Genomic DNA, 12,957 nt, shown 5'->3' with positions numbered 1-12,957 from the left:
GGCCCGGACGGCGCTTTGGACGGCAGGCGTCCGGGCCCCCCTTGGCGAAGTCGTGCAGGGTCAGGCGGTGGGGCGGGGCAAGGCGCGGCAGGTCCCGGAATGGGTCTGCGCCCACTCCTTGAGGTCGTGGCTCACGCCGACGGCGCTGGTGTACGTGGCGTCGCAGCCCCGGCAGACGGCCGCGTGCCGATCCGGCAGAGCCCTGGTCGGCTGCGGAATGACATCGACGGTGGCTCCCACAATGGTTAGGAACCGGTACAGCACGTCCGCGGGCCAGGCGATGGTGGTGGTCAGGCTGGTCACAGCAGAACTCCTCATGCACGTGGATGCGGATCAGGCGGCGAGCTGTTCCTCGGGGTAGGCACAGGTCACGCACATGCCGAGCGAGGTCGGAATGCAGTAACCCGCGTCCGTACGGCACTTCGGGCAGGTACGGCGGGCGGTCATCGCCTTGGCGAGCGCAGCCCGCTTCGCCGGGGTCATAGGCCGTACCGGCTTGGCGCAGTCGACGCGGTAGAGGTAGGCGACTAGAGCACCCGACTTACGGCGCCGGGCCCGGCGCATCACCTGCGCGGCAATCGGCTGGCCCCCGGGCCGTAAGCCACGGGCACGCAGTTGGCGACGGGTGGCATAACCGTCCGGGGCGAACCGCCACGGGAACGTGGGCACCCCGTACGTCGTGCCGGACGGGTCGTAGCACTTGCCGAACGTCGCGGACATTAGGCAGCCACCGCCGCGGGTTCGTTGCCCACGTCACCGCTGTTCGCACGCTCCGTCTTCAGCGTGTCCCGCAGCATGCGCGAGTTGGCAGCGGAGACGTGCACCGCGGTGCGGATCCGGTCCGCGGTCAGCTCCGCGTCCGACCACCCGGCCGTGGCCTTCCGGGCCTCACTGAGCAGTTGGTCCGGCGTGCGTGTTGCCTTGGCCTTGCTGCGGCGGGGCCGCTGCTTCGGCTTCGGCTCCCCCTCACAAGCGGGCTCGGGCTCGGCGTCCGGGGGTGCCTGCTCGTCTGCGGGAGCGAGTTCGCCCAGCTTGAGCAGCACCCGCGTGCGGCGCGGGGTGTGCTTGCGCCACCGCCGCCCGTACGTCTCGCGCAGATCCGCACGGGCCAACTGCCGCTCCTTCTCCCGCGCAAGCGCTTCGCTGTAGGAGGTGACCTCCCACAGCGTCATCCGCCGCCACAGCGCGAACGTGGACGGGAACGCGAGCAGCCAGCGAGAGCGGCGGATCTTCTCCATCCGCGATCCGGTCGCGGCCCCGATCCGCACCGCGTAGACGTGCGCGGCGATCTCGGAGAACACCACCCACAGCAGCGGCATCGTTCCGTGCGCGAGCCGCGCGGACAGCGACTGCCCGGCCGCGACGTTCAGCCAGCACGTCACCCCGGTCAGGGCCCACGGCACGAACCGCACCCAGGCGAGCGGCATGTTCATCCGGATCAGCAGCAGGTTCGCCGCGGTGAAGACCGGAATCGCCACGTCAATGCCGATCGGCAGCATCCACGGCGTACCGAACGCCCACCGCACAGCCGCAGCCGATACCGCATCGAACGACGACGCCAAACCCAACACCCCGACCGCAGCCGCAGCCAGAGCGGCGAACACCATCAGCCCCGTCTCGGGACGCGTCAGCGGCGGCGCAGAAACGCGCATCGCCTGCGGTGCGGTGCTCATGCCGCCACTGCCCTACGCGGCGACTTACGGACCTTGGCCTGCGGCAGCGCAACCACGTTGAACAACTCGGGGGCGTATGCCTCGATCGTCTCGACCGCGAGCCGCGACACTGTGTCGTACAGGTCGGGGTTGTCGGCGAGGATGTCACGCGCCGCATCCAGCCGCGCCGCCCGTTCCATCTCGCTCTCGTCCTCGACCCCGAGCCACAGCTCCAGCGGGGTACCCAGGGCCAGCTCTACAAACTCAGTGGCCGTAACAGCCTCATGACCAGCAACGATGTACTTCATGGGTCGTGTTCCTCTCACAGGTGAACGGCCCGAACAGCGGCCCTCGGAGGTGCAACTCCGGGGGCCGCGCGCCGTTGAAGTCGGACATCCGGCTCCCTGCGCTCCCGTCCGTACGACCAGCACGCGATGCGCCGGCCGGACGGGCGAGAGAGGCAGCTGGCCGCAGCAGAGATCCGTGCTGCGGGGTCGGGACCGGCTTCACCGGCCTGCCATTGCCACGGCAGGCCGGTGAAGCCGGTGAATCGGGCGCGTCATCGTCACTGCTCTGACGCCAGCAGGGCGGCTTGCACGAAGCGGTGCAGGGTGGCGTGCCGCCGACGACGTCACCCGGTCGTCTCGGGGGCGGTCTTCTCATCCCGCCACGTGCGTTGGAGCCCGCTGTACCTCCCCACACCCGTAACCGGGTGGCGCCTGCCAGGCGCGTAGGGGGAGAGCCGCGTTCATCACGACGGTTTGCCCCCGGACCCTCGTCCTAGGCACCTGCCGTGACCGCCGCTCCCGCGTCAGCTCCGCACGATCACTGTTCAGTTCTCAAGGTGTGCCACGCACTCCGGATTGTTGTCCCGGGACTGCTTGCGGCACGGCATGAGACTGACATGAAGTCCCGGGACTGTCAACAGTCCCGGGATAGTGGTTATCCCGGGACTGTGGTTCACTGGCGGGGTCGAAGAGGAGGCACGGTTTTGATGGCACCCAAAACGCCGCAATGGCGTGGACTCGCAGATCAGATCGCGCGGGACATCGAGGCAGGCACCGCCGGGTACCGGCCCGGAGATCAGCTGCCCCAGATTCGGGAGCTAGTCGCCCAAGGCAAGGGATCGAAGACCACCGTCCTTGCGGCGTACAAGGCGCTGGAGGCTGAGGGATTGGTCAGCATGAGCCGAGGGCACGGCACGAAGGTTCGCCAGCGCCCGCCGCACCAGATCCGCCAGCACCAGGAGCGCTACGCCTGGGAGAAGAAACTGGCGAAGCGAACCAACGAAGAGCGCCGGAATGACGGCGTGATCGACAAGGACACCGGCCTGGATCACGATCAGATCGAGACCCATGCGACGTTCAGTGTCATCCCCGCAGACGCGGACATCGCCGAACGGTTCAGAGTGGAGCCCGGCACCCTGATGCTGCACCGGCAGTACTGGCACAGCACCTCTGGGGATTCGACCGCGCTGTCACTGATCGACTCCTACCTGCTCCACGAGGTCGCTGCCCGAAACCCCGACCTACTGGACAGCTCCAACGAGCCTTGGCCCGGAGGAACACACCACCAACTGAGCACCATCGGGATCGAGATCGACCGCATCGACGACGGGATCAGGACCCGGCTAGCCACCCAGGCCGAGGCTCGGAAGCTGGGCATCCCGCCCGGCAGCGCGGTGATGCTGCTCGACAAGACCAGCGTCTCGACCGGTGGCGACGTCGTGGAGTACTCACACATAGTGCTTCCCGGCGAGCGGACAGAGCTGCGGTACTCCGTGCCGCTGGAGAGGTGGACCGAGTGACGCGGATCGTGTCGATCGTGACGCCGGTTCACGACACGGCGTTGCAGTTCCTGCCTGAGGCATTCGCCTCGCTCCGTGCCCAGGAACTGCCGGACGGCTGGGAGTGGGAGTGGCTGGTCCAGGTCGATGGTGGCAAAGAGACCGAGGTGTCCGCCAACATCCGCGAGGACGTTCGGGTCAAGGTGAGCGACAGCAGGCGCGGCGGCCCCGGAGTAGCCCGGACCATGGCTTGGGGCCGCAGCCGGGGCGAACTAGTGAAGGTCCTCGACGCGGATGACGTTCTGCCCGCCGGCGCGCTCGCCCGGGATATTGAGGTCATGGAGGCACACCCGTCCGTCGGCTGGACTGTCTGCCGGGTGCTCGACCTCATGCCGGACGGCTCACTCCAGCACTACACCCTCGGCGACCCCGACCCCGGCTTGCTCGCCCGGGGCGAGGTGTATGCCTACTGGACAACCACTCACCGACCTCATGTTCACCCCGCGACGCTCTGCATCCGAGAGAGCGTGCTCGCGGAAGCCGGGGGATGGATGGCCCTACCCGCGTCGGAGGACACCGGCCTCCTCATGGCTCTCGACGTGATGGCTGACGGCTGGTTCATCGGCGAGACCGGTCTCCACTACCGCAAACACCCGGGGCAGACGACCGCCCACATTGACCACCGTAGTGGGGCCGAGTGGGAGGCTCGGATGGGAGCGATCCGCAAGCATGTGGACGCCCTTGCGCTTCGGTACCGCCCCACCTGAGAGCGAATCCCTTCCTCCGGGAAACGCGCCGTCGCCGAGACCCTCGCGGCCATCCTCTGGCCAACACGGGACGGACGATGCGCCCCGGAGCATCGTATGCGCAGGTCGGGGGCCATCCTGCCGCGTGAAACCGGTCGGTCTTGAAAACCGTCGTGGCAGCGATGTCACCGTGGGTTCAAATCCCACACCCACCGCAGGTGAACGGTCCCTGACCAGGAAAGTCGGTCAGGGGCCGTTCTCGTGAGCGTTGTCCGCGAGCGACCGCTGTTCCCCGCGGTTTCCCGCGGTTTCCCGACCGAACGGGGAAGCACGGGAAGGGCACGGCCGCTGAGACGGCCGAGCCGCTCGGAGGATGTTTCTCCTGCCCTGTCAGCGGATGAGGTGGACGGTGAGCTGCGTATCCGTGGCACTGAGCATGACGGACTGGATGGAGCCGTGGGCTGTGCGGTAGGACCCGGTGCCTCCGGTGATCGCGACGCCGGCGTCGCCGGGGACTCCAGCGGTAATGGTGAACCGACCTTGGAAGGTGATCTGCCCCTTGGTCAGGGTGAGGGAGCCCACGCACTGCAGGTCGAACTCATCGGCGGGGGCGGTTCGGGTGATTGTGCAGACCTCGCCGTAGTTGCCGACCGTGGCGCTGCCAAGGACGAGATTCCCGCTGACGACGAATTCGTCCCCTTGGCTGGGCCCGGACGACCCGTCCACATCGATGGAACTGATCTGGGTCTGCCTCGCGACCAGCTGGAGGACGTTCTCAGGACCGGGATCGGTACTGCTGGAAGCCGATGCCGGGTGAGAGCAGACAAGGAGGGCGGCCAAGCCGGTGGCCGCGCTCAGACCGACATGCTTGAAGTGACGCACGCTGTGCTCCTGTGGGACCAAGGGGGCGGCTCACTGACCATGTGTCATGTGAGGTAACCGATTCCCAGGTCAGCCTCATGTGGATCACACGGTTTCGCGACTCGCGCCTGCCCATCCAGGTGAAGCGACCGGCGGCGCCTACCCGACGGACCTCAAGGTCGGCGGAGGGGCTTTGGCCGGTGTCCTGCCCGGTTTGGGGTCGTGCATGATCAGGGGGCCGTACGCTTGCCGGCTACTCGGGCAGGCTTCTCTGTGCACGTGCCTTTCTCTGCGCACGCGCCGCCGGCTGCCGCTCTCCGTGCACGGGCCGCTAGCTGCCGCCACCTGGCTCGAAGCCGGCGAGCATCTTCTCGAATGCCAGTTGGTCCGGCCCGATGAACGGATTCGCGTCGGGCGCCTCGGCGAGCGTGTCGGTCATCTGCGGGGCCAGGCCGACCGCGGGCGGCAGGTGGGTACAGAGGACGACCTCGGGATCCATGATCCGCAGTGGCTGGACGGTGGCGAGGTACTTACCGATGTCGACGGTGTGGACCCAGGGACTGTCGACCGTGGCCCACAGCAGTTGCGCGTCGCGCAGCTGGCCGGCGGGGAAGGCGCCGACGTTGTCGGTGAGGGCGAGTTCGGCGCTGGGCATGGGCGCGCCGAAGCAGTCGGAGCTGAAGCAGGCCGCCGATCGCTCGTCGTAGAAGCCGACGGTGGCGGGGTTGTCGAACAGCGGTGGCCGGAAGGCCATGAGGGCGCGGTCGCCGGCGTCCAGGGTCTGGCCGGGGTTGACCAGGCAGATACGGTCCAGCGGCAGCGGCCGCTCGGTGGACATGAGCCCGGCGCCGATGAACGTGGTCACCACGCGCGCGTGGGGAGCGGCGGCGAGCAGATCGAACAGTCCGCCGGTGTGGTCGCGATCGGGGTGGGTGAGCCAGATCCACCGTACGTCGGCGGGGTCGAGGGCCGAGCTGAGCGTCTCGACGAAGTTCCGGTCGGGGAGCCCGAGGCCGGTGTCGACGACGACGGGCTGGGCGGCGTGCAGGACAAAGGCGTTGACCGGGAGGAAGCCGATCCCGGGCACCTCCAGGCAATCGCTGAGTACGGTGATGTCCCTTCCGACCTTGTGAATGCTCATGGCGGGTCTCCGTGAGTCACCTGCGGGCGGGATCGTGCCCCCCCTGTATATCCAGGGTGGGCCCGTCCGGGCGGGTGGGCCAGTGCAGGAGCAGGGCACGCAGGTGCCGGGGCCCGGGCCGGGGCCGGTCCGGGTGGCCGCGCAGGGGCGCCCGGTCAGTGGCGGCGGCCCGAGGTGAGTCGGTCGGCCGAGGCGATCGTCGCCCGGGCTTCGCGTTCGGTGAGGCCCGCGTGGACCGCCGCATCGGTGAGGGCGTCCGCGAGCTCCTCGCCGAAGCCGTTCTCGTAGGCGCGGCAAGCCGCCCAGAACAGCCGAGTGTTGCGCTGGCCCTCGTGCGCCGCAAGCACGAACTGGACCAGGCCGTGGCCCTGACCGTGGCCCTGGGGTAGTGGGGACGGTGCGGTGCGGGTGGGGTGGTGGGGGTGTGCGGGGGGTGCGACAAGGCGAAGGAGTGCGCGGGGGCAGGGCGCGGGTGCCAGCTCGGCGGTACCGGGAGCGAGGCGGTACGCGCCGTGGGCGGAGACCGAGCCGGGGCCTACGAGGTAGCCGCCTGCGCCGCGGACGTCGATGCCGGGGGCGAGCCGGCTCGCGGAGTTCGGGACGACGACGTCGGGCGGTCCGGTCAGCCAGAGGTGGCGGCCGCCGCTGGGGGTGAGGACCGTGACCGTCTCCGGGATCGTGAACAGATGCCGCAGGGCCAGGTGCTGGAGCGCGGACACGGAGTCGGTCGAGGAGGTGGCGGACTTGGTGTCGAGGTCGATGCCGATCAGATGGTGCGGGGGCCGGCCGCAGGCGATGCCGTAGCCGGTGGCCCAGGGAGCGGCGGCGAAGAGGGCGCGTACGCCCGCGGGGTCGGTGGTCGCGTCGTGGACGCCATGGCCCGGGAGGCCGCATTCACCGCGGCACAGGACCGGCTCGGGGTCGCCACGGTGGGGAGAGCGCAGGGCGGGGAGCTTGGTGGGGGACAGGGGTATGACGGGGAGCCCGCGCTCGGCGGCGGAAAGAGCGTGGGCGAGGGCCAGGGTGACGGACTGCCGGTCGGTGGTGGCCATACCTCTATGTTCGTACGAGTGTTCGAAGAAGGGAAGGGGGGAGAGATTGCCCGAAAACCTGCCGGAACGGTTCATCTCTTGCGGCGACCGGGCCCGGTGGTCCGTACCGGTCCCTCCCGGGCCCCCTCCGGGTCGCTCCCGGGCCCGGCTCGGGTCGGGCTCGGGTCCGTTCCGGGTCCGTTTCGGGTCCGTTCCGCCCCGGGTCGGGGTTCTGTGGGCCGAAGGGGGTTTATCGACATGTCATCACGCTTGAGGGGGAATTGGGGCCTCCGAGGTGGTTCGCCTGGGATTCGGTGGGCAATTCTGATCTCGCGACGTCGTGACCACGATCCGGGGCGGTAGGCCAACTGCCTTGGAACTAGCCGTACTTCTGCAGTTCTGGTTCCTGGAGGAAATGACATGGCAAGCATCCGTACCGCCCGCGTCCTCGCCGCTGTCGCCGCTCTGCCCCTCACGGCAGCCCTGTTCTCGGGCATTGCCCAGGCCGACAACGGCGCCTTCGCGGACGACGGATCGAATGCGACCGTGGCCTCGATCATCGGCAGCGGTGTCGGTGGAGACAACTACGGCAACTCGACCACCACTCAGCAGGTGGCGAGCGGCGCGGGTGCGTCCAACCAGAGCAACACCGCGAGTGTGAACGGCTTCGGCTTCACGGACATCGACCAGTCCAACGCCGTCGTGAACTTCACGAATCTCTGGTGACGACCGGCCCGATGGGGGGTTTGACCAAGGGGTGAACCACTGCCTGCGCGACGGTACTTCGGTGCCGTCGCGCAGGCGGTTGTGCGGGTGGGGTGGTGGGTCTTCATGGCGGTGACCTTGACAGCGGCCGCAGAACTGACGGACAGTCAGAAACCCTGATCCGTATGCCCGGGAGGCGGCCGCCGTGCACCTCGCCCCGACGGAGCGGCAGCAGCAGCTGCGCACCGAACTTCGTTCGTACTTCCGCGATGTGATGCCGGACGGACCGCCGCCCGCCGACGACGGAGCGGAGCAGCGCCGACTGCTGCGGCGGATCGGCGCGGACGGCATGCTCGGGCTCGGCTGGCCCGTCGAGTACGGAGGTCAGGGGCGCGGTCCCGACGAGCAGTTCGTCTTCTTCGACGAGGCGTACCGGGCCGGCGCGCCCGTCTCCATGGTGACCCTGAACACCGTCGGACCGACCCTGATGAAGTACGGCACCGCCGAGCAGAAGTCGTTCTTCCTGCCGCGCATCCTCAGCGGCGACCTCGTCTTCGCGATCGGCTACAGCGAGCCGGAGGCCGGGACCGACCTCGCCGCGCTGCGGACGCGCGCCGTGCGGGAGCGCACCGCTGACGCCGATTCCTGGGTCGTCGACGGACAGAAGATCTTCACCAGCAACGGCCAGAACGCGGACTGGATCTGGCTCGCATGCCGCACGGACCCTCAGGCACCCAAACACAAGGGCATCTCGATCATCCTGGTGCCGACCGACGCGTTGGGTTTCGCCTGGACGCCGATCGAGACGGTGGGCGGTCTGACCACGACGTCGACGTACTACGACGGGATACGGGTGCCCGCAGCGAATCTGGTCGGCGAGGAGAACGGCGGCTGGGGACTGATCACCAACCAGCTCAACCATGAGCGGGTGGCGCTGGCGGCGATCGGGATGCAGGCCGAGGACTTCTACGAGGCGGCACTGCAGCGCGCACGTACACCTGATCCAGTGACGGGTGAGCGCCGGATTGACGAGTCATGGGTGCAATTCCGGGCGGCCGAAACGCACGCCAGGCTGTCGGCAACACGCCTGCTCAACTGGCGTTTGGTGGGGGATGTGGGGGCGGGCCGGCCGGCACCCGGCGATGCGAGCGGCGTGAAATTCGCGGGAACCGAATCCGCCGTGGAGGTGTATCGAATGTGCCAGGAAATCACGGGGGAGGCGGGGCTGATCCGGGCCGGTTCGCCGGGCTCGCTCGACATCGGTTCGCTGGGGGACGGGGAGCTGGAGCGGATGAACAGAGCGGCGCAGATCAACACCTTCGGGGGCGGGGTGAGCGAGGTGCAGCGGGAGATCGTCGCGACGATGCGGCTCGGCATGAAGAGGGGGAAGAGGTGACCGGAGCGGAAAGGGTGACTGATGAGTTGTACGCACGGCTGAAGGCGTACGAGGGGCGGCCGGCCACCGTCTCGGGCGTGGGCAAGGACCTGGTCAATGAGCCGATGATCAGGCACTGGTGCGAGGCGATGGGGGACGCCAACCCCGCGTACACCGGGCCGGACGCCGCAGCGCCGCCGACGATGCTGCAGGCGTGGACGATGGGCGGTCTGTCGGGGCACACGGACCGGTCCCCGGCACAGGACGAGCTGTTCGCACTGCTGGACGGGGCGGGGTACACCTCGGTGGTCGCGACCGACTGTGAGCAGGAGTATCTGCGGCCGCTGCGGCCGGGGGACCGGATCACGTTCGACGCGGTGATCGAGTCGGTTTCGGAGCTCAAGACGACGAAGCTGGGCACGGGCCACTTCGTCACCACGCGAATGGACGTCCGGGCGGACGGGGAGCCGGCGGGCACGCACCGGTTCCGGATCCTCAAGTACGCGCCGGCCCGGCGGAAACCGAAGGGGGCGGCCAAGCGGCCGCGGCCGGTGATCAACCGGGACAACGCCGGGTTCTGGGAAGGGGTGGCGGAGCACCGGCTGCTGATCCAGCGCTGCGCGGGGTGCGGGACGCTGCGCTTCCCGTGGCTGCCGGGATGCGGTGCGTGCGGGTCGCCCGCGTGGGACACGGTCGAGGCGGGCGGTGCGGGGACCGTCTACTCGTACGTGGTGATGCACCATCCGCCGTTCCCGGCCTTCGATCCGCCGTACGCGGTTGGGCTGATCGAGCTCGCGGAAGGTGTCCGCATGGTCAGCAATGTGGTCGGCGTGCCGTACGACAAGGTGCGGATCGGAATGCCCGTGCAGCTGGAATTCCTGCGGGTGGACCAGGAGTTGGAGCTGCCGGTCTTCCGGGCCTCGGACGGGGGTGCGGACTGATGGACTTCACGCCCACGGAGGAGCAGTCCGCCGCGCAGGAGCTGGCGGCGCAGATTTTCGGCGATCTCTCCACACATGAGCGGCTGGCCGCCGCCGGGACCGGGACGGACACGGAGTTGTGGAAGGCGCTGTGTGCTGCGGGGCTGCCCGGGGCCGTCGAGGACATAGGCCTGCTCGGGCTGGTGCTGGTGTTGGAGGAGCAGGGGCGGACCACCGCGCAGGTGCCCTTTGCGGCGACCTGTGTGTACGGAGTGCTGGCAGTGTCCGCGCACGGCACGGACGGGCAGCGGGCCCGGCTGCTGCCCGCTCTCCGGGAGGGTGCGGCGGTGGCGACCGGGGCGTTCCCGGCGGGCGGTGCTGTAAGGACCGCTGCTCCCGGGCGGTTGAGTGGCTCGCTGCCGTTCGTGCCGTGGCTGCGGGACGCCACCCACGTCCTGGTCCCCGACACGGACCGGGCGCTGTGGCTCGTACGGACCGCCGACGCGGAGGTGACGGAGGTGGAGACCACCGCGCCCTGGGCTGCCGGGCGGCTCGTCCTGTCCGGGACGGCGGGCGAGCGGCTCGGCGGGCCAGGTGCGTACGAGTCCGTACTGTCCCTGGGCCGTACCGCCTTCGCGGGGCTGCAGGCCGGAGTGTGCGCGGGCTCGCTCGCCCGGGCCGTCGCGTACACCTCGACCCGTGAGCAGTTCGGGCGCGCCCTCTCCACCCATCAGGGTGTGCTGCTGCGCGCTGCCGACGCGTACATGGACACCGAGGCGATACGGGTCACGGCCTACGAAGCCGCCTGGCGGCAGGACGAACGCCTGGACGCCGCCGCCGAGGCGCTGACCGCCGCATGGTGGGCCTCCGAGGCCGGTAAACGCGTCGTCCACGCCGGGCAGCATCTGCACGGCGGGACGGGTGCCGACCTGGACCACCCCGTCCACCGGCACTTCCTGTGGGGGCGCCAGTTGGACGCCTATCTCGGATGCGGTTCACAACTCCTCGCTGAACTGGGCCAGTTGCTCGCAAAGGAGCCATCGCGTGAAAGCCGGTGACAAACTCCCGCCGCTCACCATCCCCATCACACGCACCCTGATCGTCGCCGGGGCCGTCGCCTCCCGCGACTACCAGGATGTGCACCACGACACGGAGCTCGCGAAGGAGAAGGGCTCCCCGGACATCTTCATGAACATCCTGACCACCAACGGCCTGGTCGGCCGGTACATCACCGACTGTTTCGGCGACCATGCGGTGCTCCGCAAGGTCGCCATCCGGCTGGGAGCACCCAACTACCCAGGAGACACGATGGTGTTGAGCGGAACCGTCACCTCCGTCGACGGCTGCACGGCCCATGTGCGGGTCATAGGGGCCAACGGCATCGGCAACCACGTCACCGGCTCGGTGACCGTGGCTCTGCCCGGGATCCTTCCGGAGGGTGACGCATGAGCATCCGCAGCCGGGACGCGCTCGGCGGCCGGGCGGCCATCGCCGGCATCGGGGCGACCGAGTTCTCCAAGGACTCGGGCCGCAGCGAGCTCAAGTTGGCCGTCGAAGCGGTGCACGCCGCCCTCGACGACGCGGGCCTCTCCCCCGCCGATGTCGACGGCCTGGTCACCTTCACCATGGACACCAGCCCCGAGATCACCGTCGCCCAGGCGGCCGGCATCGGCGAGCTGTCCTTCTTCTCCCGTATCCACTACGGCGGTGGCGCGGCGTGCGCGACCGTGCAGCAGGCCGCACTCGCTGTTGCCGCCGGCGTCGCCGAAGTGGTCGTCTGCTACCGGGCGTTCAATGAGCGTTCCGGTCGCCGCTTCGGCTCCGGCGTGCAGCACCGGGAGCCGTCCGCCGAGGGCGCGGCGCTCGGCTGGAACCTGCCGTTCGGGCTGCTCACGCCGGCCTCCTGGGTCGCCATGGCCGCCCAGCGCTATCTCCACACGTACGGGCTCGCGCCCGAGGCGTTCGGTCATGTCGCCGTCACCGACCGCCGCCATGCCGCGAACAACCCCGCCGCGTACTTCTACGAGAAGCCGATCACTCTCGCCGACCATGCCGACTCGCGCTGGATCGTCGAACCGCTGCGTCTCCTCGACTGTTGCCAGGAGACCGACGGCGGCCAGGCGATCGTCGTCACCAGTGCCGAGCGGGCGCGGGATCTGCCACGGCCGCCCGCGGTGATCGTGGCCGCCGCGCAGGGCGCCGCCCGGGCTCAGGAGCAGATGACCAGCTTCTACCGCGACGACCTCACCGGCCTGCCCGAGATGGGCGTGGTCGCCCGGCAGCTCTGGCAGACCTCCGGGCTGGCCCCCCGCGACATGGACGTGGGCATCATCTACGACCACTTCACCCCGTTCGTACTGATGCAGCTGGAGGAGTTCGGGTTCTGCAAGCCCGGTGAGGCGGCGGAGTTCGTGGCCGCGGACACCCTGCCGCTGAACACACACGGCGGTCAGCTCGGCGAGGCGTATCTGCACGGGATGAACGGCATCGCGGAGGCGGTCAGACAGCTGCGCGGCACCTCGGTGAACCAGATACCGGGCGCGGCCAGGACCCTGGTCACGGCAGGCACCGGCGTTCCCACATCCGGATTGATCCTCGGCGCGGACGGCTGAGGCGACCGGAATATGGCGGATGCTCCCGTAGCCCGTGTCCGATCCCTGAGGGTCTCCTCCACCTTCAGGAGGTGAGGGCAGCACCACCCGTACAACCTGAGGCGGACAACGCTTCGGGACCTGGGGCC

General features: G+C 69.2%; 15 protein-coding genes. 8 read left to right on the top strand and 7 right to left on the bottom strand.

The genetic code is table 11. The features are described from left to right. Window positions 1-60 precede the first annotated feature (60 nt). Genes OG735_RS20790 through OG735_RS20775 form a run of 4 tightly spaced genes read right to left on the bottom strand, consistent with a single transcriptional unit; the run spans window position 61 to window position 1,960 of the window. Window positions 61-303 (bottom strand): hypothetical protein, encoded by a 243-nt coding sequence (locus OG735_RS20790; protein ID WP_327324678.1) that lies wholly within the window; start codon window positions 301-303, stop codon window positions 61-63. A gap of 30 nt (window positions 304-333) precedes the next feature. Continuing rightward, entirely contained in the window at window positions 334-720 is a 387-nt protein-coding gene (locus OG735_RS20785; protein WP_327324677.1) for an RRQRL motif-containing zinc-binding protein, read from the bottom strand. After that, on the bottom strand, window positions 720-1,673 hold the full coding sequence (locus tag OG735_RS20780; protein WP_327324676.1) for a DUF2637 domain-containing protein: 954 nt from the start codon (window positions 1,671-1,673) through the stop codon (window positions 720-722). The genes OG735_RS20785 and OG735_RS20780 overlap by 1 nt, the downstream gene beginning before the upstream one ends. Continuing rightward, a complete protein-coding gene (locus OG735_RS20775; RefSeq protein ID WP_327324675.1) occupies window positions 1,670-1,960 on the bottom strand; it encodes a hypothetical protein in 291 nt (96 codons plus the stop codon). Before OG735_RS20775 ends, OG735_RS20780 begins: the two co-directional genes overlap by 4 nt. Before the next feature lie 686 nt (window positions 1,961-2,646). Between OG735_RS20775 and OG735_RS20770 the strand changes: the two genes are divergently transcribed. Both OG735_RS20770 and OG735_RS20765 read left to right on the top strand, forming a co-directional pair. Then, a complete protein-coding gene (locus tag OG735_RS20770) occupies window positions 2,647-3,459 on the top strand; it encodes a GntR family transcriptional regulator (protein WP_327324674.1) in 813 nt (270 codons plus the stop codon). Further along, window positions 3,456-4,205 (top strand): glycosyltransferase family 2 protein, encoded by a 750-nt coding sequence (locus OG735_RS20765; protein ID WP_327324673.1) that lies wholly within the window; start codon window positions 3,456-3,458, stop codon window positions 4,203-4,205. Before OG735_RS20770 ends, OG735_RS20765 begins: the two co-directional genes overlap by 4 nt. 369 nt (window positions 4,206-4,574) lie before the next feature. Here OG735_RS20765 and OG735_RS20760 read toward each other — a convergent pair whose 3' ends face one another. The 3 genes from OG735_RS20760 to OG735_RS20750 all read right to left on the bottom strand — a co-directional run bounded on the left by OG735_RS20760 (window position 4,575) and on the right by OG735_RS20750 (window position 7,238). Further along, window positions 4,575-5,066 (bottom strand): allene oxide cyclase barrel-like domain-containing protein, encoded by a 492-nt coding sequence (locus OG735_RS20760; RefSeq protein WP_327324672.1) that lies wholly within the window; start codon window positions 5,064-5,066, stop codon window positions 4,575-4,577. 310 nt (window positions 5,067-5,376) lie between these two features. Next, window positions 5,377-6,186, bottom strand: coding sequence for an MBL fold metallo-hydrolase (locus tag OG735_RS20755; RefSeq protein ID WP_327324671.1), 810 nt, complete (start codon window positions 6,184-6,186; stop codon window positions 5,377-5,379). Between the two features lie 155 nt (window positions 6,187-6,341). Continuing rightward, a complete protein-coding gene (locus OG735_RS20750; protein ID WP_327324670.1) occupies window positions 6,342-7,238 on the bottom strand; it encodes a bifunctional DNA primase/polymerase in 897 nt (298 codons plus the stop codon). A 399-nt stretch (window positions 7,239-7,637) separates the two neighbouring features. On the opposite strand from OG735_RS20750, the gene OG735_RS20745 reads away from it, so the two are divergent. The 6 genes from OG735_RS20745 (at window position 7,638) to OG735_RS20720 (ending at window position 12,829) form a co-directional block, all read left to right on the top strand. Next, on the top strand, window positions 7,638-7,943 hold the full coding sequence (locus OG735_RS20745; RefSeq protein WP_327324669.1) for a hypothetical protein: 306 nt from the start codon (window positions 7,638-7,640) through the stop codon (window positions 7,941-7,943). Between the two features lie 184 nt (window positions 7,944-8,127). Continuing rightward, window positions 8,128-9,318, top strand: coding sequence for an acyl-CoA dehydrogenase family protein (locus OG735_RS20740; RefSeq protein WP_327324668.1), 1,191 nt, complete (start codon window positions 8,128-8,130; stop codon window positions 9,316-9,318). After that, window positions 9,315-10,238: a bifunctional MaoC family dehydratase N-terminal/OB-fold nucleic acid binding domain-containing protein gene (locus OG735_RS20735; RefSeq protein ID WP_442812463.1), complete on the top strand. Its 924-nt coding sequence runs from the start codon at window positions 9,315-9,317 to the stop codon at window positions 10,236-10,238. Before OG735_RS20740 ends, OG735_RS20735 begins: the two co-directional genes overlap by 4 nt. Further along, entirely contained in the window at window positions 10,238-11,275 is a 1,038-nt protein-coding gene (locus OG735_RS20730) for an acyl-CoA dehydrogenase family protein (protein ID WP_327324666.1), read from the top strand. The genes OG735_RS20735 and OG735_RS20730 overlap by 1 nt, the downstream gene beginning before the upstream one ends. Then, window positions 11,262-11,666 carry a MaoC family dehydratase gene (locus tag OG735_RS20725; RefSeq protein WP_327324665.1) on the top strand — a complete coding sequence of 135 codons (405 nt, stop codon included), beginning with the start codon at window positions 11,262-11,264 and terminating at the stop codon, window positions 11,664-11,666. Before OG735_RS20730 ends, OG735_RS20725 begins: the two co-directional genes overlap by 14 nt. Beyond that, the gene (locus tag OG735_RS20720; protein WP_327324664.1) at window positions 11,663-12,829 is read left to right on the top strand and encodes a lipid-transfer protein; all 1,167 of its coding nucleotides are present in this window, start codon (window positions 11,663-11,665) and stop codon (window positions 12,827-12,829) included. Before OG735_RS20725 ends, OG735_RS20720 begins: the two co-directional genes overlap by 4 nt. Window positions 12,830-12,957: the final 128 nt, after the last annotated feature.

Source organism: Streptomyces sp. NBC_01210 (assembly GCF_036010325.1).
Taxonomy (GTDB): Bacteria; Actinomycetota; Actinomycetes; order Streptomycetales; family Streptomycetaceae; genus Streptomyces.
This window is presented reverse-complemented; position numbering and strand designations above follow the sequence as displayed.

Coding starts and splice junctions, on each gene's coding strand:
- OG735_RS20785 (WP_327324677.1), bottom strand. CDS start 720: ATGTCCGCGACGTTCGGCAAGTGCTACGACCCGTCCGGCACGACGTAC.
- OG735_RS20780 (WP_327324676.1), bottom strand. CDS start 1,673: ATGAGCACCGCACCGCAGGCGATGCGCGTTTCTGCGCCGCCGCTGACG.
- OG735_RS20775 (WP_327324675.1), bottom strand. CDS start 1,960: ATGAAGTACATCGTTGCTGGTCATGAGGCTGTTACGGCCACTGAGTTT.
- OG735_RS20770 (WP_327324674.1), top strand. CDS start 2,647: ATGGCACCCAAAACGCCGCAATGGCGTGGACTCGCAGATCAGATCGCG.
- OG735_RS20755 (WP_327324671.1), bottom strand. CDS start 6,186: ATGAGCATTCACAAGGTCGGAAGGGACATCACCGTACTCAGCGATTGC.
- OG735_RS20750 (WP_327324670.1), bottom strand. CDS start 7,238: ATGGCCACCACCGACCGGCAGTCCGTCACCCTGGCCCTCGCCCACGCT.
- OG735_RS20745 (WP_327324669.1), top strand. CDS start 7,638: ATGGCAAGCATCCGTACCGCCCGCGTCCTCGCCGCTGTCGCCGCTCTG.
- OG735_RS20730 (WP_327324666.1), top strand. CDS start 10,238: ATGGACTTCACGCCCACGGAGGAGCAGTCCGCCGCGCAGGAGCTGGCG.
- OG735_RS20720 (WP_327324664.1), top strand. CDS start 11,663: ATGAGCATCCGCAGCCGGGACGCGCTCGGCGGCCGGGCGGCCATCGCC.